General features: G+C 63.5%; 18 protein-coding genes and 2 tRNA genes. 14 read left to right on the top strand and 6 right to left on the bottom strand.

Features of this window, described 5'->3' with window-relative positions:
* Positions 1 to 14: 14 nt before the first annotated feature.
* Positions 15 to 1,643, bottom strand: a complete 1,629-nt coding sequence (locus E5X34_RS07245) for a winged helix-turn-helix transcriptional regulator (RefSeq protein WP_292562610.1) — start codon at positions 1,641 to 1,643, stop codon at positions 15 to 17.
* A gap of 327 nt (positions 1,644 to 1,970) precedes the next feature.
* Here E5X34_RS07245 and E5X34_RS07240 point away from each other — a divergent pair, with 327 nt between their 5' ends.
* Together E5X34_RS07240 and E5X34_RS07235 are read left to right on the top strand one after the other, a co-directional pair.
* Positions 1,971 to 2,198 (top strand): hypothetical protein, encoded by a 228-nt coding sequence (locus tag E5X34_RS07240; RefSeq protein ID WP_292562609.1) that lies wholly within the window; start codon positions 1,971 to 1,973, stop codon positions 2,196 to 2,198.
* A gap of 72 nt (positions 2,199 to 2,270) precedes the next feature.
* The gene (locus tag E5X34_RS07235) at positions 2,271 to 2,444 is read left to right on the top strand and encodes a hypothetical protein (protein WP_292562607.1); all 174 of its coding nucleotides are present in this window, start codon (positions 2,271 to 2,273) and stop codon (positions 2,442 to 2,444) included.
* Here E5X34_RS07235 and E5X34_RS07230 read toward each other — a convergent pair.
* Positions 2,426 to 3,694 (bottom strand): tyrosine-type recombinase/integrase, encoded by a 1,269-nt coding sequence (locus E5X34_RS07230; protein ID WP_292562605.1) that lies wholly within the window; start codon positions 3,692 to 3,694, stop codon positions 2,426 to 2,428. The two genes, E5X34_RS07235 and E5X34_RS07230, sit on opposite strands and share 19 nt — an antisense overlap.
* 193 nt (positions 3,695 to 3,887) lie before the next feature.
* A tRNA-Asn gene (locus E5X34_RS07225) sits at positions 3,888 to 3,962 on the bottom strand.
* A gap of 207 nt (positions 3,963 to 4,169) precedes the next feature.
* On the opposite strand from E5X34_RS07225, the gene E5X34_RS07220 reads away from it, so the two are divergent.
* From E5X34_RS07220 to E5X34_RS07180, 9 genes are all read left to right on the top strand, one after another.
* On the top strand, positions 4,170 to 4,430 hold the full coding sequence (locus E5X34_RS07220; protein ID WP_292562603.1) for a hypothetical protein: 261 nt from the start codon (positions 4,170 to 4,172) through the stop codon (positions 4,428 to 4,430).
* Positions 4,431 to 4,604: 174 nt separating this feature from the next.
* Positions 4,605 to 4,678: transfer RNA gene (locus E5X34_RS07215), tRNA-Cys, on the top strand.
* 93 nt (positions 4,679 to 4,771) lie between these two features.
* Entirely contained in the window at positions 4,772 to 5,446 is a 675-nt protein-coding gene (locus E5X34_RS07210) for a protein-L-isoaspartate O-methyltransferase (protein WP_292562601.1), read from the top strand.
* Positions 5,447 to 5,631: 185 nt separating this feature from the next.
* On the top strand, positions 5,632 to 7,014 hold the full coding sequence (locus tag E5X34_RS07205; protein WP_292562599.1) for a TolC family outer membrane protein: 1,383 nt from the start codon (positions 5,632 to 5,634) through the stop codon (positions 7,012 to 7,014).
* A gap of 230 nt (positions 7,015 to 7,244) precedes the next feature.
* Complete coding sequence (locus E5X34_RS07200) at positions 7,245 to 8,075, top strand: PopZ family protein (protein WP_292562598.1); 831 nt, start codon at positions 7,245 to 7,247, stop codon at positions 8,073 to 8,075.
* A gap of 203 nt (positions 8,076 to 8,278) precedes the next feature.
* The gene (locus E5X34_RS07195) at positions 8,279 to 11,062 is read left to right on the top strand and encodes a valine--tRNA ligase (RefSeq protein ID WP_292562596.1); all 2,784 of its coding nucleotides are present in this window, start codon (positions 8,279 to 8,281) and stop codon (positions 11,060 to 11,062) included.
* A 362-nt stretch (positions 11,063 to 11,424) separates the two neighbouring features.
* A complete protein-coding gene (locus E5X34_RS07190; protein ID WP_292562595.1) occupies positions 11,425 to 12,669 on the top strand; it encodes an OmpP1/FadL family transporter in 1,245 nt (414 codons plus the stop codon).
* Positions 12,670 to 12,957: 288 nt separating this feature from the next.
* The gene (ilvD, locus tag E5X34_RS07185) at positions 12,958 to 14,682 is read left to right on the top strand and encodes a dihydroxy-acid dehydratase (RefSeq protein ID WP_292562593.1); all 1,725 of its coding nucleotides are present in this window, start codon (positions 12,958 to 12,960) and stop codon (positions 14,680 to 14,682) included.
* The gene (locus E5X34_RS07180; RefSeq protein ID WP_042644768.1) at positions 14,669 to 15,496 is read left to right on the top strand and encodes a tetratricopeptide repeat protein; all 828 of its coding nucleotides are present in this window, start codon (positions 14,669 to 14,671) and stop codon (positions 15,494 to 15,496) included. Before ilvD ends, E5X34_RS07180 begins: the two co-directional genes overlap by 14 nt.
* A gap of 310 nt (positions 15,497 to 15,806) precedes the next feature.
* On the opposite strand, the gene E5X34_RS07175 is transcribed toward E5X34_RS07180, so the two are convergent.
* The 3 genes from E5X34_RS07175 to erpA all read right to left on the bottom strand — a co-directional run bounded on the left by E5X34_RS07175 (position 15,807) and on the right by erpA (position 17,469).
* Positions 15,807 to 16,100 carry a hypothetical protein gene (locus tag E5X34_RS07175; RefSeq protein ID WP_292562591.1) on the bottom strand — a complete coding sequence of 98 codons (294 nt, stop codon included), beginning with the start codon at positions 16,098 to 16,100 and terminating at the stop codon, positions 15,807 to 15,809.
* Between the two features lie 65 nt (positions 16,101 to 16,165).
* Positions 16,166 to 16,960, bottom strand: a complete 795-nt coding sequence (xth, locus tag E5X34_RS07170) for an exodeoxyribonuclease III (protein WP_126060393.1) — start codon at positions 16,958 to 16,960, stop codon at positions 16,166 to 16,168.
* A gap of 161 nt (positions 16,961 to 17,121) precedes the next feature.
* Positions 17,122 to 17,469, bottom strand: coding sequence for an iron-sulfur cluster insertion protein ErpA (gene erpA, locus E5X34_RS07165; RefSeq protein ID WP_292562589.1), 348 nt, complete (start codon positions 17,467 to 17,469; stop codon positions 17,122 to 17,124).
* A 70-nt stretch (positions 17,470 to 17,539) separates the two neighbouring features.
* On the opposite strand from erpA, the gene E5X34_RS07160 reads away from it, so the two are divergent.
* The 3 genes from E5X34_RS07160 (at position 17,540) to E5X34_RS07150 (ending at position 24,172) form a co-directional block, all read left to right on the top strand.
* A complete protein-coding gene (locus tag E5X34_RS07160) occupies positions 17,540 to 18,769 on the top strand; it encodes a deoxyguanosinetriphosphate triphosphohydrolase (protein WP_292562587.1) in 1,230 nt (409 codons plus the stop codon).
* 62 nt (positions 18,770 to 18,831) lie between these two features.
* Positions 18,832 to 20,589, top strand: coding sequence for an arginine--tRNA ligase (argS, locus tag E5X34_RS07155; RefSeq protein ID WP_292562585.1), 1,758 nt, complete (start codon positions 18,832 to 18,834; stop codon positions 20,587 to 20,589).
* 103 nt (positions 20,590 to 20,692) lie between these two features.
* Complete coding sequence (locus E5X34_RS07150; RefSeq protein WP_292562583.1) at positions 20,693 to 24,172, top strand: SPOR domain-containing protein; 3,480 nt, start codon at positions 20,693 to 20,695, stop codon at positions 24,170 to 24,172.
* Positions 24,173 to 24,276: the final 104 nt, after the last annotated feature.

Here is a 24,276-nt window from a genome sequence, read left to right as displayed (position 1 = left end):
GTGGCTGGAGCGCTCTAATGCGTCTTTGCCTCCGCAGGGCTATCCTCTCGTGCGCGGCGTTCGCCCTCTTCCAGCGCCGCCATCAGGTCTATCGGTTCATTGGGGTCGACGGCCTTTTTGTGCATCTTGGCTTCAAGTTCGCGGAGGCGCATGGCGACCTCCGACCGGGGATGGATGCCCATGGGTTTCTTGGCCGCAGCCTGTTCAGCGAGTTGCGCGGCGCGCAGACGCCGGGTCGCTTCCGCCTTGCCGGCCTCGATCTCGTCCCGGAGCTTCAGCGCGGCGCGGTCTTCGGCGATGCTGATCAGTGCTTCCTCGGGGGACTTGCCCTGCACGAGCGTCAGATGGGCGAGCTTGCGTTCCTCGTGGCTGTCGAGGCATTCGATGTTCTGTTCCTGCCGGCGCTTCTGGTAAGCCTTCAGGAGGTCGCCGTGCCAGCGGGCGAGGAAATCAGCGTTCGGCGCAACCGGGGCTTCGGGCTTTTTCATCCAGCCGAACACCTGCCGGCGCAGCCGCGAGAAATTCATCACGACCCATGCGATGTAATCGTGGCAATCCTCCGCCGCGCCTGCCGGCCATTTCTTCACGATCACCGCGCCGATCTTGGCAAGCTGGACGTGGGTCCACGCGAGCGCGAACACGCCGGGCTGGTCTCCGTAGGCGTCCTCGAACGCCGCGCGATAGGTCTTTTCGAGTGCACCCGGTTTCAAAATCGTGCGCACCGTCTGAAGCTGGCGGGCACGGTCGGCGGCGCGCTCCTCGTCGGTGAACTGGCGTGATGCGGTTTCGAGGCGCAGGGGCAGCATAGGCTCGGCGATGTCGGAGGCCGGGGGGGCGGCGCGCAACTGGGGGGGCTCTTTTTTTGCCGGAAGAGAGCCGGCACGCTGGCGGACTCGCACCCGGACAGAAACCGGGACACTTGAAGAGGGAACTTCCGGGCCACCGGTCGACCGCGTAGCGGGCGCTGCCGGTAGTCCTGTGTCTTCTAAATCTTCTTTCTTGTCTTCTTCCTTGCATTCTAGAAGCACCTCTTGGAAGAGGTGAGGGGTCTCCTCTTGGAAGAGGCGCGAGGTCTCCTCTTGGAGGAGGTAGGGGTCTCCTCTTGGAAGAGGTGGGTTAGCCCACGTAGAGACGGGCGAAGCCTTTTTGGGCTTACGTTTCGCAGCCAAAGCCCTCCTCCCGTGGAACGCCGGAAGCGTGTCTTTGTAAGCCATCCAATTCAGGTCAGGGGTGACTATGAGGCACTGTCTGTTGTCGCCGTTGTTCACGGTGATGAAGCCAAGTTCTTTAAGGCGGCCGATGGCTCGCTCTACCGTGGTCCGGCTAAGGCCCGTTGCGTTGGCGATCTGCTTGTAATGAAAGCCGGCCGATAGACGGCCACGGTCGTGGGCGCCTTTGCGGCCCATACCAGCGGTGTATCGCAGTATGAAGGCCATAACGACAAACTCGGCCGGAGATAGGTACGGCATCCACGCTTCTATTAGGCGACGATAGACAAGTACCTGTATCGCGGTGCCTGTAGGGTTTTCCTCCCACGGCGTCATCAGGTCGGTTCTCCGCGCGTCGAACTTGCTTAGGTCATAACGCGGGGGATTGCTGGTGTTGGCGGATTGCGGGCGTGCGGCGGCTGCATTCAGTGACATGATCGTATTCCGTGGTTGGTGTGACGGCGGTGCGGGCCACCAACCACGGAAAAGCCCACACCGCCGTCCTTAAAGCTCACGCCGCGCAGCGTGAACCAGCGCAAGCCCGGTCTATCATACGTTCGCCTATAATGCCATTATTTCGGCAGTGTAACCGTTTGAGCCCCTTTACAAAATACAGACTAACCCTGTTGACGAAGACACTGTATGCCGCTTTTCAAAGTAGACGGCAAGTATGCTTTCTGCGTTAGTTTTTCAGTGTTATTGACTTAAATGCCGGCTGCCGTAGACTCCCGCCTCGATCAAAAGCGGACGGGGTTTCCGACGATGACAACAGACATGATTTTACTGGCGGGCGCGCTCTGGGTCGGCGGCGGTCTGCTCTTCATTCAAGGCATCGTCACTAATCGCAACGCTGGGCCGGCCGTAGCGGCAGACTCTCATGCCGTGGTGGAAGACCTTCACCGGGGCAGGCGGGCCGCATTGGTAGCGGCGGCGCTGTTCTTAGCCGTTTGGCCTGCCATCTGGATTGGCGCGCATTTCCTGCGCCGCTGAGTTTGCACCCAGTTTCAAAAACAGACCCAAGCCATGCTGCATTCTTCGACAATAACCGACGATAACGGGTCCATGCTGGCCCGGCTCAAAGCTGCGCACGCGTTCGTTGCCGGGCTTGTGATCGAAGATGCGATCTATGCGCCGATCTTCATGCGGCTAGAGGTCGAGATTGTCGCCGAAGAAGCGAGGGGTGACCCAATCGCCCGGGCGCGGGCAATCGTCGCCGCTCAAAGGGCGAAGCTCTGAAGGATGTCCCGCTTGTGGGCCAACGTCGCGCCTTCGCCGTAGCGTTCCCTGCCGAGCGAATGACCGAACAGGTCGCGCCGGATACGGTCATCGACCTTGGCGGCAATCATCCGGTCTTCAAATGAATGCCTCAGGCTGTAGAGCACATGCTCCGGTGTCTCTAAGAGGTCATGTTCCCGAAGGTACTTGTTCACCGTGTTGCTGATCTTGTCCCTGAAACGATAGGTGGGAAAGCCTTGCGGGCATTGCTTGAAGGCTTCGAGCGACACGCCTACCAGCGGAATTAAACGCTGGCTGACCTTGTTCTTTAGCTGTCGGCCTTCAGGCTCAATCGAGATGTGCGGCACGTCTACGTCAAGCCGGATGTGGTGCGGCATGAGCCCGGCCGCTTCGCCGGGGCGATAGCCGGTGTTAATCATGCCTAGCAGGATGCACCGCGCTTCGGTGTTCAAGCTGTCTAGTGCGCCAGGGGCAAGAAGCTTGGTCTTGATCCATTCGACCGAGAAAGGCGGGCGGCTCCGCTCCTTGTCGGCTTTGAAGGTGAGACCGTCCAGCGGCAGGACCAGCCCTAACCGCTTCATCTTGACTACGGTGCGAAGGATATTGCCGATGTGCTGGAAATCCTTGTTGGCGGTGTCGGGCTGCGCATCACCGGCCGCGATCCGTTCCATCCATGTTTCGCGGAAGTCGAGCATGTCATCGCCCGTGATCTCGGAAAGCTCCTTGTCGCCGATCTCTTCAATCAAGTTGGCGATGGCCCGTTTCCGGGGGTGCTCCCAGCGGCGAAGCTGATCCTCGCTCTTGCCTATCGTGTCCTGCTTGGCAAAGCCCCAATACAGTTCTAGCGCCTTGCTGATCTTGATCCCCGGTTCGCGAGCGCCGCCCAGCACGGCGCGGGCCTCGATCTTGGCAGCGTCGCCATTGAGCTTCAGGGCAGACTCAACACGTTCAAGCAGCTTTTCGCGGGGGAGTTGGGCGACTCGATCAGCGGGCAGGTAGCTGAAGCCGCGAACGGCGGCCAATTCCTTCGCCGCTGCAAACCGTCGCTCCGCATCGTCAGTTGCGCCGGCAAGGCGGGCCTCCCAGCCCTCGACCATGTGAGCCCACGCGGTCGGCGCTTTCTGTTCCGCGACGGTTTTCGAGTCGGTGTGTAGGCTAATCCACACCTGCTTCCGGGGGTCGATTTGGGCATAGCGCTTCGGCACGCGGCGGACGATATGATAGGTGCGATTGCGTAAGGTCAGGTTCACGGGATAGCCCGCCACTTCCAGCTAGGTATGTTCTAATCGTCAACCTACCGATACCGGGCATGATTGGCAAATTGTTTAGCGTAATGATTAGCAAATTTTGGCGCAAAATCTGCTCTGCCAGGCCCGTGCGGCTGAGCTACGTAAGGATTTCAATGTGTTGAAAGCGGAGCGCTAAATGAAAAGATTAGCAAATTGGCTCCCCGGGCCGGATTCGAACCAGCGACCAACCGGTTAACAGCCGGTTGCTCTACCACTGAGCTACCGGGGAACGGAGGCTCTGACGTGAGTGGCGCAGCCTATAGCAAACACCTTTCGGCTTTGCAAAGCAGCATTTCGCAATTTTTCTCCAGTTTTTGATGCGGCTATTTGTGCCATCGTTCGGCGCGCCCACATATGAAGGGCTTCACACCGGCACGGAACAAAGCGGCCGGTCATCGCCTTGACATGGCTTAGGCAGCGGATGGGATTGGTTTGAATGACCGCAGCGGACGATGACGACGCCCCGGCCCGCAAGATTTCGATCTTCGGCCGCGAGTTCACCATGCCGCGCTCGCGCGGTTGGCGAATCGCCATCGGCATGCTGCTTACCTTTGGCGGGCTTCTGGGCTTTCTGCCGATTCTCGGCTTCTGGATGATTCCGCTCGGTCTCCTGGTGCTTTCTTATGAATTCGCAATGATCCGACGCCACCGGCGGCGTTTCATCGTCTGGTGGGAACGCCGGCGTCGACCCGACTGAGGAGCCCCGGCGGCGGGCAGCCGGCCGGCGACTGCGATGCTCCAGCCGTCACAACCGATTGGCAATCACCACTTTGGCCGCTCCATGCGAAAGCATCGGGAATGACGCGCCGCCGCTTGACGACCCTTGAGCGTCAACATAATGAGTTCGCTCGGAACGCCGGGAGCATTGCGAGGCCTCGTGGCGGAGTGGTTACGCAGAGGACTGCAAATCCTTGCACCCCGGTTCGATTCCGGGCGAGGCCTCCAGATGCTTGCGGGCTCCAGCGCAATCGCGCCGGAGCGGGGGTTCCGGTTGAAGTTTTAGCCGCGCGTTTGGCGCGGGGAGCGGATTGTTGGGACATGAGCGCTGATTTTTCCGAACGCCGCGTGAAGATGGTCGACGGCCAGATCCGCACCACCGATGTCACCAGCGCGCCCCTCATCGAAGCGATGCTGACCGTTCCGCGCGAGGACTTTGTCGGCGCCGGGCAGCGGGATCTGGCCTATATCGACGAAGACATCCGCATTTCGGACGGCGCCAATGGCGGCGGCGCACGCTACCTGATGGAGCCGTCGCCGCTCGCCAAGCTTTTGCAACTGGCCGAGATCGACGCGAGTGATTCGGTGCTCGATGTCGGTTGCGGCAGCGGCTATTCCGCCGCATTGCTGTCCAGGCTTGCCCGGTCCGTGGTGGCGCTGGAAAGCGATCCCGCGCTGGCCGAGACCGCCAAATCCACGCTTTCCAGCCTCGGCTGCCAAAATGTCACGGTCATCACCGGGCCGCTGCCGCAGGGGCATGCCGCTAAAGCGCCCTACGACGTCATCTTCGTCGGCGGCAGCGTCGAGGAAGTGCCGCCGGCGCTGCTCGACCAGCTTGCGGAAGGTGGACGCCTGGTTGTGGTCGAGGGACAAGGCAACTCTGGCGTGGCCCGGCTGTTTTTTAAGGCCGGGGGGGTTGTAACCGGAAGACGGGCGTTTAATGCGGCAATTAAGCCACTACCGGGCTTCGAACGTGCTCACGCGTTTGAATTCTGAGCGTTTTTGCCTTGCAGCGAAGGCGCTGTCATGATCGCTTGCGCCTGACAATCGTTGCTGATTTGGTTAACCGGGCGTTTCGGGAGGCCGTCAGCGGGGGAACGATAAACAACGCGGCGCTGGCCGATCCGCAAGGGTAGGCTGACGTGGCGTGGTTCCCATGCAAAACGAATGAGGGAAATAACGTGCCGCCCCGACACAAAAGAGTTTTAGCAGCTATTCTCGTTTCCGCGACGGCGCTTTCGCCGTTGGCCGCCTCCGCCGAGACCATTACGGGCGCCCTCGCCAAAGCCTACCAGTACAATTCGCAGCTCAACGCCGCTCGCGCCGGCGTGCGCGTCACCGATGAGGGCGTTGCCATCGCCAAGTCGGGCTGGCGCCCGACCGTCACCGGTTCGGCCAACATCGACTACACCAACACGCACGGATTTGGCACCAGCAGGAGACTGACGACCGGCAGCTTCGGCGTGCAGATCAACCAGACGCTGTTCGACGGCTTTCAGACCAAGAACAATGTCGCCGCCGCCGAATCGCAGGTGAAGGCTTCGGTCGAAAGCCTGCGCAACACCGAAGAGAACATCCTGTTCAACGCGGCCAGCGCCTATATGGACGTGATTCGCGACCGTCAGGTGGCGGTGCTGACCGAGCAGAACCTGCAGTTCCTGACCGAGCAGGCGCGCGCCGCCCGCTCGCGCTTCGAGGTCGGCGAAGGCACCCGCACCGATGTCGCCCAGGCCGATGCCTCGCGGGCGACGGCGGTGGCGCAGTTGAGCGCTGCCCGCGCGACCGCGCTGGCGAGCGCCGCCACCTATCACCAGATCGTCGGCGACGAGCCGGGCAAGCTGAAGGCGGCTTCGCCACTAGGCAAGCTGTTGCCGGGCAATCTCGAATCCGCCCTGGCCGTCGCTTCCGCCGAGCATCCGGCCATCCTTGCCACGCAGCATCTCGTCGATGCGGCGGCGTTTTCGGTGAAGTCGTCGGAAGGTGCGCTGCTGCCCCAGCTTTCGGCCTCCGCCGGCATTTCGGACAATTACAGCCACACCTCTCCCGGTTCCGTCAGCAATCCCAACGGTAGCTCGACGTCCGCCAATATCGGCGCCACTCTGACCATTCCGATCTATTCGGGCGGCCGGACCTCGGCGATTGTGCGGCAGAACAAGGAATCGCTCAGCGAGGCGCGCATCCAGGTCGATGTCAGCCGCGACCAGGTGCGCCAGGCCGTGGTCTCGGCTTGGACGCAATATGTCGCAGCGCGCGAAAGCGTGGACGCCAACAGGCAGGTCATCGATGCCGCGCAGCTGGCGCTGAACGGCGTCATCGAGGAGCGCAATGTCGGCCAGCGCACGACGCTCGACGTGTTGAACGCGCAGAACGCCGTCATCACCGCCAAGATCAACCAGGCAAGCTCCGAGCGCGACGTGGTGGTGGCGAGCTACGCCATCCTGTCGGCGATGGGACGGCTGTCGGTCGATCGCCTGGGCCTGGCAGTCACCAAATACAGGCCGGAAGAGCATTACAACGCCGTCAAGGACAAGTGGATTGGATTGCGCACGCCCGACGGGCGCTGATTTCCGATCCGAGCTTTGACAAACGCCGCGTATCGATCGGATGCGCGGCGTTTGTCTTTTCCGCGTGGCTGACCGGGTTGCGCTTCGCCTAATCTGTTGAAATCCAACGCGTCCCCAGATTGGGGATTCTCGGATGACGATCGGTCGGTTACGCTGTCGCCATTGATTCGAATTCCGGCCCGAGCGGGAACGGAATTGCGTAATGGGTCACAAGGGCGGCGGATGTGACGATGGCGACGGCAAGCAGCGCGCAGCGCGAACCTTCCATGGAAGAGATACTGGCTTCCATCCGAAGGATCATCGAGGACAGCGATACCGGTCGCAAGCAGCCGGCCGAGGCCGGTGAGCTGCGCCAGGACCTGGAGCCGGCCGTCGTCAATATTCCCTCCGCGGCCGTACCCGCCGTCGAGGTCGACAGCTTTCGTTCCGAACTGCATGCCGATGCCGGTCCCCGCAAGCCGGCGACGCTGGCGGAAGTCCAGGCCCAGCTTGCAGCGACTGATCCCGTGCTTGCGCGCGCCGAAGCTCGCTCGGAGCCGGTGAAGGCGGCGCCGGCGCCGACGACCCCGGCGGAGACTGGTGTTAGACGCGCGGCCGAGCCGAGCGCGCCGGCAGCCGCCAACAGGCCCGCCGCTGCAAACGCGCCGCAGACCGCCGAAACCATTGTCGCCGATTGGCGGCGGGAAATCGCCGCGGCCGGAGGCAGCACCGTCACAGCGAAGCCGGCTGTCCGGGCTCCGGAAGCCGCGCCGCGGGTCGAGATCGACAAGGAAGAACCCGCGGTCGAAGCTGTCGCGCATGCCGGCGCTCCCCAGTCCTCCGCGCCTGAGGCTCAGCCGTCCCGTCCCGCGATCCTTTCCGAGCACACGGGCAGGCAGGTTGCCGCCGCGTTCGGCGAGCTTTCCGATGCCTTTGCCAGCCGTGGCAAGAAGAGCTTCGATGAAATGGCCGAGGAGATGCTGCGGCCGATGCTGCAGGATTGGCTCGACAACAACCTGCCGACGCTGGTCGAAAGGCTGGTGCGCGAAGAGATCGAGCGCGTGGCGCGCGGCGCGCAGTAGCCGCCGCAACACGCAGGCTGAAGAGCGCCGCCTTGGGGCGGCGCTTTCGTTTGAGGCTGCCCGCGTGCACGTGCCGTTGTTCTGGCATTGTCGCTGGCCGCGGCAGGCCTATCTGTGAGAGCGATCGCAGCTCTCGCGGTTGACTCGGCCAAGACCTTCCGATTTACACCGGACGCTTGTTCCCGACAGTTCGGACCTCCTCCATGCTTGAAAAGACTTACGACGCCAAGACCGTCGAGCCGAAGATCGCCAAAATCTGGGAAGAGGCCGACGCCTTCCGGGCCGGCGCCGGCGCGGAGGAAGGGGCGGAAGCTTTCACCATCGTCATCCCGCCGCCGAACGTCACCGGCTCGCTGCACATGGGGCATGCGCTCAACAACACGCTGCAGGACATTCTCGTGCGCTTCGAGCGCATGCGCGGCAAGAACGTGCTTTGGCAGCCCGGCATGGATCACGCCGGCATCGCCACACAGATGGTGGTCGAGCGCCAGCTCATGGAAAGGCAGATCCACCGCCGCGATCTGACGCGCGAGCAATTCATCGAGAAGGTGTGGGAGTGGAAGGCGGAATCCGGCGGCGCGATCTTCAACCAGCTGAAGCGCCTCGGCGCCTCGGCCGACTGGTCGCGCGAACGCTTCACCATGGACGAAGGTCTGTCCAAGGCCGTGCTGGAAGTCTTCGTCACGCTCTATAAGGAAGGCCTCATCTACAAGGACAAGCGCCTTGTGAACTGGGACCCGAAGCTGCTCACAGCCATTTCCGACCTCGAGGTCGAGCAGCATGAGGTCAACGGCAATCTCTGGCACTTCCGCTACCCGATCGAAGGCGAGGCGTTCGACCCTGAGAACCCGAAGACCTTCATCACGGTCGCGACGACGCGTCCCGAGACGATGCTTGGCGACACGGCGGTTGCCGTGCATCCGGATGACGCGCGCTTCACCGATCTGGTCGGCCGCAACGTCGTGCTGCCGATCGTCGGCCGCAAGATACCGATCGTGGCGGACGAATATTCCGATCCGGAGAAGGGCTCCGGCGCCGTCAAGATCACGCCGGCGCACGACTTCAACGATTTCGAGGTCGGCAAGCGTCACAAGCTGCCGGCGATCAACATCCTGACGGTCGAAGCCGCCATCAAGCTCAAGGACAATGAGGATTTCCTCGCCGGTCTCGAGGTCACGCCGGAGCGCCAGGCCGTCTGGGACGAACTCGACGGGCTCGACCGCTTCGCTGCCCGCAAGAAGGTCGTCGCGCTGATGGAAGCGGGCGCGTTCCTCGACAAGGTCGAGCCGCATCGGCACACCGTGCCGCATGGCGACCGTGGCGGCGTGCCGATCGAGCCCTTCCTGACCGACCAATGGTATGTCAACGCCGCCGAGCTCGCCAAGCCGGCGATCGCCTCGGTGCGCGAGGGCCGCACGAACTTCGTGCCGAAGAACTGGGAAAAGACCTATTTCGACTGGATGGAGAACATCCAGCCCTGGTGCATTTCGCGCCAGCTCTGGTGGGGCCACCAGATCCCGGCCTGGTATGGGCCGGACGGGCATGTCTTCGTCGAGAAGACCGAGGAAGAGGCTTTAGCCGCGGCGGTCGAATATTACCTGGCGCTGGAAGGGCCGTGGAAGGCCTGGGTCGAGGACAAGCTCGAGAATTTTCAGCCGGGCGAGATCCTGACCCGCGACGAGGACGTGCTGGACACCTGGTTCTCGTCGGCCCTGTGGCCGTTCTCGACGCTCGGCTGGCCCGACCAGACGCCCGAGCTCAAGACCTATTATCAGACCGACGTGCTGGTGACCGGCTTTGACATCATCTTCTTCTGGGTGGCCCGCATGATGATGATGGGCCTGCACTTCATGGACGAGGAGCCGTTCCACACCGTCTATGTGCATGCGCTGGTGCGCGACAAGAACGGCGCCAAGATGTCGAAGTCGAAGGGCAACGTCATCGATCCGCTCGACCTCATCGATGAGTACGGCGCCGACGCGCTGCGTTTCACGCTGACTGTGATGGCGGCGCAAGGGCGCGACGTGAAGCTCGATCCGGCGCGCATCGCCGGCTACCGCAATTTCGGCACCAAGCTGTGGAACGCGACGCGCTTCGCCGAGATGAACGAGGTTGCGCGCAACGACGACTTCTGGCTGAACGACGCCAAGCTGCCGGTCAATCGCTGGATCCTGACCGAGCTGACGCGGGCGGCGCGCGCGGTCACCGAGGGCATCACCAGCTACCGCTTCAACGAGGCGGCGGGCGCTGCCTACCGCTTCGTCTGGAACCTGTTCTGCGACTGGTACCTGGAGCTGCTGAAGCCGGTGTTCATGGGCACGGACGAGGCCGCCAAGGCCGAGAGCCGGGCCTGCGTCGCCTTCGTGCTCGACGAGATCTATAAGCTCCTGCATCCGATGATGCCGTTCATGACCGAGGAGCTGTGGGCGCAGACCGCGGGCGAGGGCAAGGAGCGCTCGTCGCTGCTTTGCCATGCCGCCTGGCCGTCGCCCGACTTCGAGGACGAAGAGGCTGCCGCCGACATCAACTGGCTGGTCGACCTTGTTTCGGGCATCCGCTCGGTGCGGTCGGAGATGAACGTGCCGCCGGCGGCGATCGCGCCGCTGATGGTGATCGGCGCCAACACGCTGACGCAGGAGCGGCTGGAGCGCCACGCCCAGGCGATCAAGCGGCTGGCGCGCGTCGGCGATATCGCGTTGGTCGACGCGCCGCCAAAGGGCTCGGCCCAGATCGTGCTCAACGAGGCGACGATAAGCCTGCCGCTCGGCAGCCTGATCGATCTCCAGGCCGAAGCCGCGCGGCTTCAGAAGGAATTGGCCAAGGTGACCGAGGAGATCGCCCGTCTGCACAAGAAGCTGTCGAACGAAAAGTTCGTCGCCAACGCGCCGGAAGAGGTGGTCGAAGCCGAGCGTGAGAAACTCGCCGAATATCGCGAGGCGCAGGAGAAGCTTTCGGTGGCTTTGACAAGGGTCCGCGACGCCGGCTAAGCGGCAAGAATCGCCCTCAGCGCGGAGGTGCTTTCCGGTACGTTAGCTGCCTCGAAAATAGGTGTGCCGCTACGTTAATTTTGACGTAAACGGAAAGTTTGCGCCGCATTGTTGCCGTAATGTAACAATGTGGCCCGTCAAGCCCAAAAACGGCTGTTTTGGGCCCTTTTTGGATCCTTTCTCCGCATTTTTTCGGCTGTTTGATCGCGGTTGGCGTGATTTAGGCTGCAATCGCGAGGCCGATCACCATGGCAAAAATAGGTGCTGTCAAGGTGTACATGTACAGCGCTTGAAAACGTTGTTGCGTCGTTAACCCGAATTGGTTCTAGCTTGAGCCACTTGTATTTCGGGGAGGGATTTCCATGAATATTCTGCGGCTCAAAGCTCTGGCGGGGGCAGGCTGCTTTTCGATCGCGTTGATCGGCGCAGCGATGCAACCCGCGCATGCCGGCGGCATCGAGCGCGGTGGTTACGACATCGACCTGCTGTTCGATCCGGCACCGTTCGCGACGGAAGCGGAAGCGACCTATGTGATGCCGGATCGCAAGCTGAAGAACGCCGTGGACACCTCGGGCAATCCGGGTGTGTTGACAGGTATGAGCACGGCCAAGGATAGCGAGGACTATTGGGTGCCGCGTATCGGCGCCAAGGCCCAGATCGTGCAAGGCGTCGACTGTATGGTCGACTATTCGCAACCGTGGGGTGCTCATACCGCTCCGGGTATTTGGAACGGCTCGTACTCAAATATAGAAACAGATATCAAGAGCGACAATTACGCGGCGACCTGCTCCTACAAGATGGACGCGGGTAAAGGCCAACTTCGGTTCATCGGCGGTGTGTTTTACCAAAAAGTCTATGGCTTCAAGGAAGACCTGATTTCACCAGCTGTGCCGAACTTTGGGGGTACTGGTCGCGTCGATCTAACCAGCAACGGCTGGGGCTGGCGGGCTGGTCTAGCCTATGAAATTCCCGACATTGCTCTAAGGGCTAGCTTGGTCTATAATTCAAAAGTTAAGCTCGATAATATCGAGGGCACCCTAGACTTGACGAATGTCGGCGGAACTGTGCTGCCAATTTACGGCTCGACGCAGTATATGCCCGATGTGGTCGAGTTTAAGCTTCAGTCCGGTATCGCGCCTGGATGGCTCGCCTTCGGCTCAGTCAAATGGGTCAACTGGAGCCTGCTGCAAAGCGTCCCGATCTGCGTCGTAGGCACTCCCTCTTCGGCATGCGTTACCGGCGATAAACTGCATTCGGGCCAAATCACGTCGCTGGACTTAATGTATCGTGACGGCTGGACAGTTTCCGGCGGCATTGGCCACAAGTTCAACGATCAGTGGAGCGCCGCCGGCCAACTGAGCTGGGATCGCGGCACCTCGCATGGCTACGGCTCGCAGACCGATACCTGGACGCTGGGCGGTGGCGTCGCCTATACGCCCCGGCCGAACATTGAACTTCGCCTGGCCGGCGCGATCGGTGTGTTGACCAGCGGCCATTCCGGGATAGTGAATGGTGAGAACGGATATCAGGCCGGCACCGAAGTCAGCTACGACTTCGGCAACGATCTGGTCACAGCGATTTCGGGTGGCCTCAAGATCAAGTTCTAAGCCTCTGAAAACTCACCGAAAAGGCCGGGCAATACCCGGCCTTTTTGTTGTGTGACCGACCGTCCAGCCTGAACTCTCCGCCCGATATTCCAGATTCGCTGCCAAGCCGGGCCTCGTGCGATTGTGGCGTTTCGGCAACACTTTCTGAACAACCCCTCGTGTAGAAGTCCGACAGAGGGAACTGCCCATTTCCCGCCATAAACCCGGAGCACCCGAGATATGTCCCGGGATGCGTGCCAGGTTGGCGCGGCGAGGGGACCGGCCGCGGGGTGTGCGGCAAGGACGAGTATGGACGCCAGGGTAATCTCGAAGGCCAAGCTGCCCAGCCGCTACGTGACCGAAGGTCCGGCGCGGGCGCCGCATCGTTCCTACCTCTATGCCATGGGCCTGTCGGCGGCCGAGATCGCGCAGCCACTTGTCGGCGTCGCGAGCTGCTGGAATGAGGCTGCGCCCTGCAACATTTCGCTGATGCGTCAGGCGCAGGTGGTCAAGAAGGGCGTGGCGGCCGCCAACGGCACGCCGCGGGAGTTCTGCACCATCACCGTCACCGACGGCATCGCCATGGGCCACCAGGGCATGAAGTCGTCGCTGGTGTCGCGCGAGGTGATCGCCGATTCGGTCGAGCTCACCATGCGCGGCCATTGCTACGATGCCCTTGTCGGACTCGCCGGCTGCGACAAGTCGCTGCCCGGCATGATGATGGCGATGGTGCGCCTCAACGTGCCGTCGATCTTCATCTATGGCGGCTCGATCCTGCCCGGCAGCTATCGCGGCCGGCAGATCACCGTGCAGGATGTGTTCGAGGCGGTCGGCAAGCATTCGGTGGGCACGATCAGCGATGCCGAACTGCTCGAGATCGAGCAGGTGGCCTGTCCTTCGGCCGGTTCCTGCGGCGCTCAGTTCACCGCCAACACCATGGCCACCGTCGCCGAGGCGATCGGCCTGGCGCTGCCCTATTCCTGCGGCGCGCCGGCGCCCTACGAGATGCGCGACCGCTTCAATTTCGCCTCAGGCGAAAAGGTCATGGAGCTGATCGCCAAGAACATCCGGCCGCGCGACATCGTTACGTTGAAGGCGCTGGAAAATGCCGCGACCGTGGTGTCGGCCACCGGCGGCTCGACCAATGCGGCTCTGCATCTGCCGGCGATCGCGCATGAGGCCGGCATCAAGTTCGACCTCTTCGACGTGGCCGCGATCTTCGAGAAGACGCCCTATATCGCCGACCTCAAGCCGGGCGGCAAATATGTCGCCAAGGACATGTTCGAGGCCGGCGGCATTCCGCTGCTGATGAAGACGCTGCTCGATCACGGCTATCTGCACGGCGACTGCATGACGGTCACTGGCCGCACTTTGGCCGAAAATATGGAGCACGTTGCCTGGAATGAGAGCCAGGATGTTGTGCGTCCCGCCAATCGGCCGATCACCAAGACAGGCGGCGTTGTGGGCTTGAAGGGCAACCTTGCCCCCGAAGGTGCGATCGTGAAGGTCGCGGGCATGTCGGAACTGAAATTCTCAGGGCCGGCGCGCTGTTTCGATTCGGAAGAGGAGTGCTTCGAAGCGGTCACGCAGCGCAACTACCGGGAGGGCGAGGTTCTCGTCATCCGCTACGAGGGGCCGCGCGGCGGTCCGGGCATGCGCGAGATGCTGTCGACGACGGCTGCGCTCTACGGCCAGGGCATGGGCGGCAAGGTGGCGCTGATCACCGACGGACGCTTCTCGGGCGCCACGCGCGGCTTCTGCATCGGCCATGTCGGGCCGGAGGCGGCGGTCGGCGGGCCGATCGGGCTGATCAAGGATGGCGACGTGATCTCGATCGACGCCGTGAACGGCACGATCGAAGTGGCCCTGTCGGACGCCGAGCTGGCGGCCCGGGCAAAGAAATGGAAGCCGCGCAAGACCGACTATCAGTCGGGCGCGATATGGAAATATGCACAGACCGTAGGGTCGGCCCGCGACGGCGCGGTGACTCATCCGGGTGGGGCAGAAGAAACGCACTGCTATGCGGACATCTGAGGTGTTGAGGTCGTCTGTCTTTTCGGCACTGGTCGCGCTTGCGACCTTGGGCGCCGTCGGGCAGGCCATGGCCTTCGACGACAAGGTGTTCGACGACAAGACCGGCGTGAAGCCGCAGTCGAGCCCGTGGGCGGTGTTTCAGTTCGGCTTCTCCGCCTACAAGAGCGGCCACAAGGACCAGGCGGTCGAGGCCTATAAATACGCCGCCGAAAACGGCCAGATCGGCGCCACCTGGAAGCTCGCGCGCATGTATGCCGAAGGCGACGGCGTGACGCGCGACGACTATGCCGCCTTCAAGTTCTTCTCGGAAATCGTCGACCAGGATGTCGAGCCCGGCTCGCCGGAGGAAAGCTACGTCTCGGACGCGCTGGTGGCGCTCGGTGACTATCTGCGCAAGGGCATTCCCGGCACGCCGGTCGAGGAGAACGAAGTCGCGGCGCAGGAATATTATATGCGCGCCGCCGCCAACTACCGCAATCCGAACGCCCAGTTCGAGATCGGACGGATGTTCCTCAAGGGCGAGGGCGGCGTGAAGGCGAGCGTCAAGCAGGCCGGCCGCTGGCTGCAGCTGGCAGCCGAGAAGGGCCATGCCGGCGCGCAGGCGACGCTTGGCAACCTCCTGTTCCAGAGTGGCAAGATCGTGCGCGGCCTGGCGATGATGACGGCGGCGCTTCAGCGGGCTCCGGCGGCCGATCAGCCCTGGATCCGCAGCATGCAGGAAGAGGCGTTCGCCGCGGCCGGCGAGGCCGATCGCCGGACCGCGATCTCGCTCGCCGACGATATCCTGACCAAGGGCAGCAACGGCGACCAGTAAGCGCAGGTTTGTCGATAGCGTGCATGGCAGCTTGGCGCATGCATTGTCTTATGGTGCGCTGGTCGACCCCCACTCCGTCTCGGCTTCGCCGAGCCACCTCTCCCCCGATCGACGGGGTAGAGGAAAGGCGCCAAGCCTTTTTGCCGTCCAGCAAGGCTCCCTTCCTTTCCCTCCGGAGGGAGAAAGGTGGCGCTGCGAAGCAGCGACGGATGGGGGAACCACTTGGCAATCAAGCCGCGGCCTAGCCAGTCACGCCAATCCCAGAAGACCTGTGCACAGCGTAACCTGGATACGGGAGATCAGCGGCGCTTCAGTTCTCGGTCGGCTCCGTCGGCGTCGGGCCGGGCGTCGGCGTCGAGATCGAGGTCGGGTGCGGTTTTGGCGCTTCTCCTGGACATTCGTCCTTGATCCTGGTCCAGGACGTGTTGTTGAGGACCATGTCGCAGCGGGCGAGATGGCTTTCGCCGGCAATGGTCAGGCAGGCCGTCTGACCGACATTGAAGGACTTGCCGTTGGCCAAACAGGCCGGTGCAGCCAGCGAGGGCGTCGGTGCGGCAAGCGCCAAGGCAAGGCCGACCGGCCTGAAAAGAAATCGGATCGCCATTCAACCCCCACAGCAACCCGCATCAAAGAGGGGATTTGTGGCGATATCAGGGTCTTGGCGGCGTCTCAGGCCGGCTGCAGGCTGAGCTCGATCGCGACCGGCACGTGATCGGAGGGCTTCTCCCAGGCGCGGACGTGCTTTTCCACCGAGGCCGACGAGAAGCGGTTGGCGGCTTCCGGCGACAGCAGCAGATGGTCGATGCGGATGCCGTTGTTCTTCTGCCAGGCGCCGGCCTGATAGTCCCAGAAGGTGTAGACGCCGGCCGAGTCGGTCACCGAGCGCACCGCTTCGGTGAAGCCGAGATTCTTCAGCCGGCGGAAGGCCTGCCTCGTCTGCGGCTGGAACAGCGCATCGCCCAGCCAGTTTTCCGGGAACCGGGCATCGGCGGGTTCGGGAATGACATTATAGTCGCCGGCCAGCACCAGCGCTTCCTCCAGCCGCAGCCGCTCTTCCGCCCAGCGCTCCAGCCGCGCCATCCAGGCAAGCTTGTAGGAAAACTTCCGTTCATCCTCGACCGGATTGCCGTTGGGCAGATAAAGCGAGGCGACGCGCAGGGCGCCCTGGTCGGTGGAGAAGACGCCTTCGATGAAGCGGGCGTGGTCATCGGCATCGTCGCCAGGCAGGCCGCGATTGACCTCGTCGAAGGGCAGCTTCGACAGAATGGCGACGCCGTTGAAACTCTTCTGACCGTTGGTTTCGACATTGTAGCCCAGCGCCTCGATCTCGGCGCGCGGGAACTGCTCGTCGACTGTCTTGATCTCCTGCAGGCAAACGATGTCCGGCGCGCTTTCGGTCAGCCAGTGGGTAAGGTTGCCGATGCGGGCGCGAACGCCGTTGATGTTCCAGGTGACGATCTTCATGCAGGCCTCGATGCTGTTCGGACGGAAGGCGTTCGACGAAGCGGATCGTATTGCCTGCTCGGACCTTTAGAAAGGCCGTCCGGCCGCATTCCTGCCAAAGCCAGGGGACAGGCACGCGCTACCCGGCTCGCACCGGTCATAGGCTTGCGAAGTCCGGTCGATCAGATGGAGAAGCTGGTGCCGCAGCCGCAGGAGGCGACCGCGTTCGGGTTCCTGATCTGGAAGGACTGGCCCATCAGGTCGTCGACGAAGTCGATCACCGAGCCGCCCATATAGACCAGCGAAAGGTCGTCGATCAGGATGGTCGCGCCATCCTTCTCGATGGCGACATCGTCATCATTGCGGTCGCCGACGAGGTCGAATTTGTAGGAAAAGCCGGAGCAGCCGCCGCCCTCGACGGAGACGCGCAGAGCCGTCTTGCCCGATTCGCCGGCGACGATCCTGGCGATCCGCTTTGCCGCGGCGTCGGTCATTTCGACCTTCATGGCAGTCTTGGCATCCGCGCCCATCGGCGTCACCTTGCTTTCGGTTTCACATGATAGGTATGAAGCGGACACGCCTGAGTCAACTGGTGGATCAATGGAAGAGCAGCGGGGCAAGGATGCCCTCGGCGACATCGGGTTCGGCTATCGGCCGCGCGCCGTCTATGCGAGCGACCCGGCGCGTTCGCGCGGCCGCCTGTTCCCGGAGGCCGAAAGCCCGACGCGCACGCCGTTCCAGCGCGACCGCGACCGCATCATCCATTCCACCGCTTTCCGCCGCCTGAAGCACAAGACGCAGGTCTTCGTCGCGCATGAGGGCGACCATTACCGGACCCGGCTGACGCATTCGATCGAGGTGGCGCAGATCGCGCGCGCCCTGGCGCGGGCGCTGCGCGGCGACGAGGATCTCGCCGAGGCCGTGGCGCTTGTGCATGATTTCGGCCACACGCCGTTTGGGCATACCGGCGAGGACGCGCTCAACGAGAAGATGGCTGCTTGGGGCGGCTTCGATCACAACGCGCAGTCGCTGCGCGTGGTCACAAGGCTCGAGCGGCGCTACGCCGAATTCGACGGGCTGAACCTCACCTGGGAAACGCTGGAAGGGCTGGTCAAGCACAATGGCCCGTTGACCGATGCGAGCGGGAAGGGGCTCAAAGGTGCGGTACCCCAGGCGATCCGCGACTATTCCGAACTGCACGATCTCGAGCTCGACCGTTTCGCCGGCATCGAGGCGCAGTGCGCCGCGATCGCCGACGATATCGCCTACAACACCCACGACATAGACGATGGCCTGCGCGCCGGTCTGCTGACGCTGGACATGCTGGGAGGCGTCGGGCTCCCGGGCTCGATCCTGAAGGGCGTGCGCGCCAAATACCCCCAGCTTGACGATGTCCGCACCGGCCACGAGTTGATGCGGCGGCAGATCACCTTGATGGTCGAGGATGTCATCGCATCGACCACCGCCAATATTGAGCGCCTCAAACCGGACAGCGCCGATGCGGTGCGTGCTGCGGGCGAGACCCTGGTGACGTTTTCGACGGGCATGGCCGCGGCCGAAAAGGAATTGAAGGCTTTCCTCTACAAGCATCTCTACCGCCATCCGGAGGTGATGCGGGTGCGGGCCGACGCCGAGCGCATCGTGCTCGAGCTGTTCGACGTCTATTTCGCCGATCCGCGCGCCATGCCCGATGGCTGGCGCGAGGGGCTCGACCGGGCCGAGGACCGCATCAAGGCGCGCAGCGTCGCCGACTTCCTGGCCGGCATGACCGACACCTATGCCTTGAAGGAACATCGGCGTCTGTTTGACCATACGCCCGATTTGAGCTAGGGCGAGCCACGATTTTGCCGGCCGGTAGGGCCGGTCGCCTCTTAAAGTCCAGAGCACTTCCAATGAATATCTTCGCCGATTTCAACGCGCGGATCGTAAAGGCCGTCGAAGCCCTTGACCTGAAGGACAAGGAGGGGGGCACGCTCGACCTGTCGCGTATCGCGGTCGAGCCGCCGCGCGACGCCAGCCATGGCGACCTCGCAACCAATGCGGCGATGGTGCTGGCGAAGCCCACCGGACAGAACCCGCGTGCGCTTGCCGAGAAACTCGCCGAAGCGCTGCGGGGCGACGCCGATATCGCCTCGGCCGAGATCGCCGGGCCGGGCTTCGTCAATCTCAGGCTCAAGGACGCGTTCTGGCACACGCATCTGGCGGCGCTGCTTGGCGAGGGGCGCAATTATGGCCGCTCGACCATCGGCGGCGGCCGCAAGGCCAATGTCGAATATGTCTCGGCCAACCCGACCGGCCCGATGCATGTCGGCCATTGCCGCGGCGCTGTGGTCGGCGACACGCTTGCCAATCTGATGGCCTTCGCCGGCTACGATGTGACCAAGGAATATGTGATCAACGACGCCGGCTCCCAGATCGACGTGCTCGGCCGCTCGGCGTTCCTGCGCTACCGCGAGGCGCTTGGCGAAGCCATCGGCGAGATCCCGCCAGGGCTTTATCCGGGCGATTACCTGATCCCCGTCGGCCAGGCGCTGGCCGAGGAATTCGGCCTCGGCCTGCTGGAGATGCCCGAGGACGAGGCGCTGGCGATCGTCAAGGACCGCACCGTCGACGCCATGATGGCGATGATCCGCGAGGATCTGGCGCTGCTCAACGTGCATCACGACGTGTTCTTCTCCGAGCGCACGCTGCATGCCGACAACGCCAAGAAGATCCGCGCGGCGATCGCCGACCTGACGCTCAAGGGGCATATCTACAAGGGCAAGCTGCCGCCGCCGAAGGGCGAGAAGCCGGACGACTGGGAAGACCGCGAGCAGACGCTGTTCCGGTCGACCGCGGTCGGCGACGACATGGACAGGGCGCTGGTCAAGTCGGACGGCTCGTTCACCTATTTCGCGGCCGACGTCGCCTATCTCAAGGACAAGGTCGAGCGCGGCTTCGTCGATCTCATCTATGTGCTCGGCGCCGACCATGGCGGCTATGTGAAGCGGCTCGAGGCGCTGGCGCGGGCGGTGGCCGGCGACACGGTCAAGCTCACCGTGTTGCTTTGCCAGCTCGTAAAACTGTTCCGCGACGGCGAGCCGGTCCGGATGTCGAAGCGGTCCGGCGATTTCGTCACCTTGCGCGACGTGGTGGAGGAGGTCGGCCGCGACCCGATCCGCTTCATGATGCTTTACCGCAAGAACGACGCGCCGCTCGATTTCGACTTCGCCAAGGTCACGGAGCAGTCGAAGGACAATCCGGTGTTCTATGTGCAGTACGCTTCGGCTCGCTGCCATTCCGTCTTCAGGCAGGCGAGCGAGCAGCTCGGCGAGGCGAATTTCGACCGCAACCGGCTCGCGGCTTCCGTGGCTGCGCTCACCGATGAAGGCGAAATCGCGTTGATCCGCAAGCTGGCTGAATATCCAAGATTGATCGAATCCGCGGCGCTTTCGCTGGAGCCGCACCGGCTCGCTTTCTACCTCTATGACCTGGCTTCGGGCTTCCATGCACAGTGGAATCGCGGCCATGACAATCCAGACTTACGTTTTGTTAAGGTTAACGACCGAGAATCAACCTATGCCAGACTAGGGCTGGTGCAGGCTGTTTCGGATGTCTTGACCTCCGGCCTGACGCTGATCGGGGCAGACGCGCCCACGGAAATGCGTTAGGTTTAACTAAAAAACCTGTCACCTTTTGCCCACATTGCGCTGGTAAGGGCCAACCCTGCGCGACGTCCATGGCGTCCGACTTTGTGCGAGTTCGGGAACAATAATGGCAGACAGAACCCCGCTGAAAGTAGCCGACCATAACGATATCGCCGACGATGATCCGTTCGCGGAACTGACCCGGATCATGGGTTTCGACCCGCGCCAGCCGGTAAGACAGCCGGCCCCCGCGGCCGAGAAGGCCACGCCGGCTCATCACGCCGCGGAGGCTGACGATTTCGACATCGACCTCGAGAAGGAGTTGATGGGCGAGTTCGATTCCGTCGAGGAAAGCGAGCCGGTCGCGCAGCAGGCTGCCATCCACCAGATCAGCCATGAGCCGGCCTTCGAGGCTGCAAGTGCTGGCGCGAATGATGACGAGCTCACCGCGTCCTTCGAGCAGGATTTCGTCTTTGACGACGCGGCCGATCACGCCGACTTCGCCGTGGCGCGCGCACCGGAGCCGCAGCTCGCTCCAGAACCGCACTTCGCGGCGGAGCCGGAAGTCGCGCCAGAGGCGCATTTCGCATCTGAGCGTTTCGAGCCGGAGCAGCAGGCCGCCCCAGAGCCGGAAGTCGCTTTCGACGATGATTTCGACAAGGCCGTCGCCAGTTCGCTTGATATCGCGCCGGTCGAAGATGACCTTTCGATCGATCATGAAATGGCGGCCTCGCTGGACCAGGATTTCCGGCTCGACCATCACGAGCCGGCCGACGCCCGTCAGGATGCCGTCGAAGCCATGCAGGCCGCGAGCGAAGAGGCTTTCGACGCCGATTTCGACAGCGCGGTCCACATGTCGCTTGAAGACGAGCTGTCGTTTGAAAGCCATGAGCCCGAGCAGCATGCGCGGGCCGTCGAGCCGGCCGAAGCTCATGCAGCCGCCCCGCTGATCTCCGAAGATGATTTCGCCGGCCATTTCGACCAGACGCCGGGCGATGACATCAATCTCGGCCAGGATCAGGCTTTTCAGGAGCCGGAGCTGTCGCTCGCCGACGAGCCGGCGCCGATGGTCGAGGCGGAGGCCGCCCACTTTGCCGCTGAGCCGGGATCCGCCGCGCCTGAACCTTCCGCCGCGCTGACCCTCGATGACGATTTCGAGCTGAGCTTCCGCGACGCGCTGAATGAAGAGCCGCAAGCTCCGGCCGTCGAGCCCGCCGCCGTATTGCAGCCGGCAGAGCCGGCTCCGGTCGTGGCTGCTCCAGTTCCACCAGTTGCCGCTGCTCCGGTCCCTCCGATCGCGGCAGTGGAACCGGCAAAGCCGGCCGCCAGCGAGCGCAGCCTGGAGGACGAGCTCAACGCGCTGCTCGGCGCCATGACCGCACGGCCGATGCCCACGGTCAAGGAGCCTGCTCCCGCGCCACGGCTGGTTGCGGAATCCGCGAGCCACGCCGGCGGGAACACGGCGGCCGACGATCTCGACTGGGATATCGACGAGCACCAGCCGGCGCAGGACGGGCAGGACGCTCAGGCGGTGGAGAGCGACCTGGACGACCTGCTCGCCAACGAGCTCGACCGCCAGGATTTTGCGGCCTCGGCCAGGGCCGAGCCCTCCAGCGCCGGACCTTCGGCGGCCGAACAGGACATTGATTTCGACGACGACGCCTTCGGCGCCGCTTTCGCCCGGAGTATCGAGGCCGAGCAGGCGGCCGCCAGGGCGAAGTCTCCGGCAAATTCGTCCGATTGGATGCATCCGACGCCGGTCGAGCAGACAAGGTCGTGGAGCCGTTCGACCCCGACCGCCGTTCCGCCGGTGCAAGCCTCGTTTGCGGCACAGTCGGCCCCAGCGGCGCCGGTGCAGGTGGCAGCGCCTTCAGCGCCGCTGCAGATGACCGCGCCTGCTTACCGCAACGAGCCGGCACCGGATTATTCCGCCCATGCCAAACCGGCGCAGGCTCCGACGGCTGCGCCGCAGCCCCGCCAGCACGACGAGGTGCCGGACGTCGAGACGGTCGATGTGCCGGAGCGCGTGGTCGCGCTCGCCGACGACCTCGACATTCCGGAGCTCAGCTTCGAGGAGGATCAGCCGGCGGCGGCCGCTTATGACGATCTGGACGCGGAATTCGCGAGCCTGCTCACCGACATGAACGCGACGGAGATCGCATCGGCGCCCGTGCCGAACCGTGGCTATGACGACGAAACCTACAGCGCCGGTTTCAACGGTTATGATCGTCGCGACTTGCGGGCCGAGGCTCCGGCGGCTCCAGCCGCTCAGGCTTCCTTTGCCGCCGCGAAGGATTACGACGCCGACGATCTGCCCGGCAGCCGGCCGGTCTCACAGGCGGACGAATTCGCGACCGACGATCTCGATTACGATCCTGAGCTCGACGAGGCGATGGCGATCCCAGGGCTTGCCGAGCGCGAGGCGGCGCAGCCGCGCCGTCGCGGCATGATGATCGCGGGGCTGGTCGGAGCCGTGGTGGTTCTCGGCGGCCTTGGCGCGCTGGCCTTCTCCTTCGGAGGCAAGGGCGGCAGCGAGGCTCCGGTCATCGTCAAGGCCGACAATTCGCCGATCAAGGTGAAGCCCGAAAATCCGGGTGGCGTGGTGGTGCCGAACCAGGACAACAAGGTTTATGACGCGGTCGCCAAGGGCGGCGGCGCGGCAAAGCCTGCCGAGCCGGTGCAGCAGAAGCTGGTGAACACCACCGAACAGCCCGTGGACCTGGCCTCGAAGGAACCGCCGCCGAGCCGCGTGGTCGATCTTTCGCCCACCGACGACGATGCCGCGGCCGGCACTGGTGCCGCCGGCAATACAAGCTCGGCGTTGCCCGGCGTCGAACAAGCCGCTGTGCCCGAAAGTGCCCAGCCTGCCGCGCCGGCAAGCGCGCAGCCGGCCGCGCCGGCACCGAAGTCGGAAGACCGCATCGCCCAGGTGCTGCAGCAGGATGCCGCCAACACCGCCAACAACAACGATGTCGTCGCCGTCGCGCCGCGCAAGGTGAAGACCATGATGGTCAAGCCTGACGGCTCGCTGGTGCCGCGCGAGGATCCGGCTCCGGCCGCGCCGAAGGTCGCGGCGGCCGAGCCGAGCGATCCGGCGCCACAGCATGTCGCGCCGGCCTCCGACGGCCAGCAGACGGGAACGGTGGCTTCAGATGCGGGCCAGGCCGATACGGGTCAGGCCGATGCGGCGACCGTGAAGCCGGCGAAGCCTGCAAAGAAGGCTGAAGCCAAGACGCAGTCGAGCAACACGCCGGCGACGGTGCCGGTAGCGCCGGCGCGCCCGTCCGACCAGCCGGTCGACATCGTCGGCGAGGTCAAGCCGGACCAGGTCGCTTCCATCGATCCGGCGGCGGCAGCCGGCGGCGGCTCGTGGTCGATGCAGATCGCCTCGCAGCCGACGGTGCAAAGCGCGCAGTCGACCTATCAGGATCTGCAGCGCCGCTACGGAAGCGTGCTCTCCGGCCGCACCGCCAACATCGTCAAGGCCGAGGTTGCGGGCAAGGGCACCTTCTACCGCGTCCGCGTTCCGGCCCAGTCGCGCAACGATGCGATCAACCTTTGCACGAGCTATAAGGCGGCCGGCGGCAACTGCTTCGTGTCGCGCTGATCCGTCCCAACACACCGAAAGCCGGCGCCGCCGCAAGGCCGCGCCGGCTTTTCGTTGTGGACGGTTGTGGGCTTTGGCCAGTCCAAGGGCAGGGGTGATTCCCT

Origin of the sequence: Mesorhizobium sp. (assembly GCF_004963255.1) — a bacterium.
GTDB lineage: Bacteria > Pseudomonadota > Alphaproteobacteria > Rhizobiales > Rhizobiaceae > Mesorhizobium.
The sequence above is the reverse complement of the archived record's forward strand: the minus strand, read 5'-3'. Positions and strand labels throughout refer to the sequence as shown.

What these genes read in the sequence shown, in the direction of transcription:
- E5X34_RS07245 (WP_292562610.1), bottom strand. Translation starts at nt 1,643, where the DNA reads ATGTCACTGAATGCAGCCGCCGCACGCCCGCAATCCGCCAACACCAGC.
- E5X34_RS07240 (WP_292562609.1), top strand. Translation starts at nt 1,971, where the DNA reads ATGACAACAGACATGATTTTACTGGCGGGCGCGCTCTGGGTCGGCGGC.
- E5X34_RS07235 (WP_292562607.1), top strand. Translation starts at nt 2,271, where the DNA reads ATGCTGGCCCGGCTCAAAGCTGCGCACGCGTTCGTTGCCGGGCTTGTG.
- E5X34_RS07220 (WP_292562603.1), top strand. Translation starts at nt 4,170, where the DNA reads ATGACCGCAGCGGACGATGACGACGCCCCGGCCCGCAAGATTTCGATC.
- E5X34_RS07210 (WP_292562601.1), top strand. Translation starts at nt 4,772, where the DNA reads ATGAGCGCTGATTTTTCCGAACGCCGCGTGAAGATGGTCGACGGCCAG.
- E5X34_RS07200 (WP_292562598.1), top strand. Translation starts at nt 7,245, where the DNA reads ATGGCGACGGCAAGCAGCGCGCAGCGCGAACCTTCCATGGAAGAGATA.
- E5X34_RS07195 (WP_292562596.1), top strand. Translation starts at nt 8,279, where the DNA reads ATGCTTGAAAAGACTTACGACGCCAAGACCGTCGAGCCGAAGATCGCC.
- E5X34_RS07190 (WP_292562595.1), top strand. Translation starts at nt 11,425, where the DNA reads ATGAATATTCTGCGGCTCAAAGCTCTGGCGGGGGCAGGCTGCTTTTCG.
- ilvD (WP_292562593.1), top strand. Translation starts at nt 12,958, where the DNA reads ATGGACGCCAGGGTAATCTCGAAGGCCAAGCTGCCCAGCCGCTACGTG.
- E5X34_RS07180 (WP_042644768.1), top strand. Translation starts at nt 14,669, where the DNA reads ATGCGGACATCTGAGGTGTTGAGGTCGTCTGTCTTTTCGGCACTGGTC.
- E5X34_RS07175 (WP_292562591.1), bottom strand. Translation starts at nt 16,100, where the DNA reads ATGGCGATCCGATTTCTTTTCAGGCCGGTCGGCCTTGCCTTGGCGCTT.
- xth (WP_126060393.1), bottom strand. Translation starts at nt 16,960, where the DNA reads ATGAAGATCGTCACCTGGAACATCAACGGCGTTCGCGCCCGCATCGGC.
- erpA (WP_292562589.1), bottom strand. Translation starts at nt 17,469, where the DNA reads ATGGGCGCGGATGCCAAGACTGCCATGAAGGTCGAAATGACCGACGCC.
- E5X34_RS07160 (WP_292562587.1), top strand. Translation starts at nt 17,540, where the DNA reads ATGGAAGAGCAGCGGGGCAAGGATGCCCTCGGCGACATCGGGTTCGGC.
- argS (WP_292562585.1), top strand. Translation starts at nt 18,832, where the DNA reads ATGAATATCTTCGCCGATTTCAACGCGCGGATCGTAAAGGCCGTCGAA.
- E5X34_RS07150 (WP_292562583.1), top strand. Translation starts at nt 20,693, where the DNA reads ATGGCAGACAGAACCCCGCTGAAAGTAGCCGACCATAACGATATCGCC.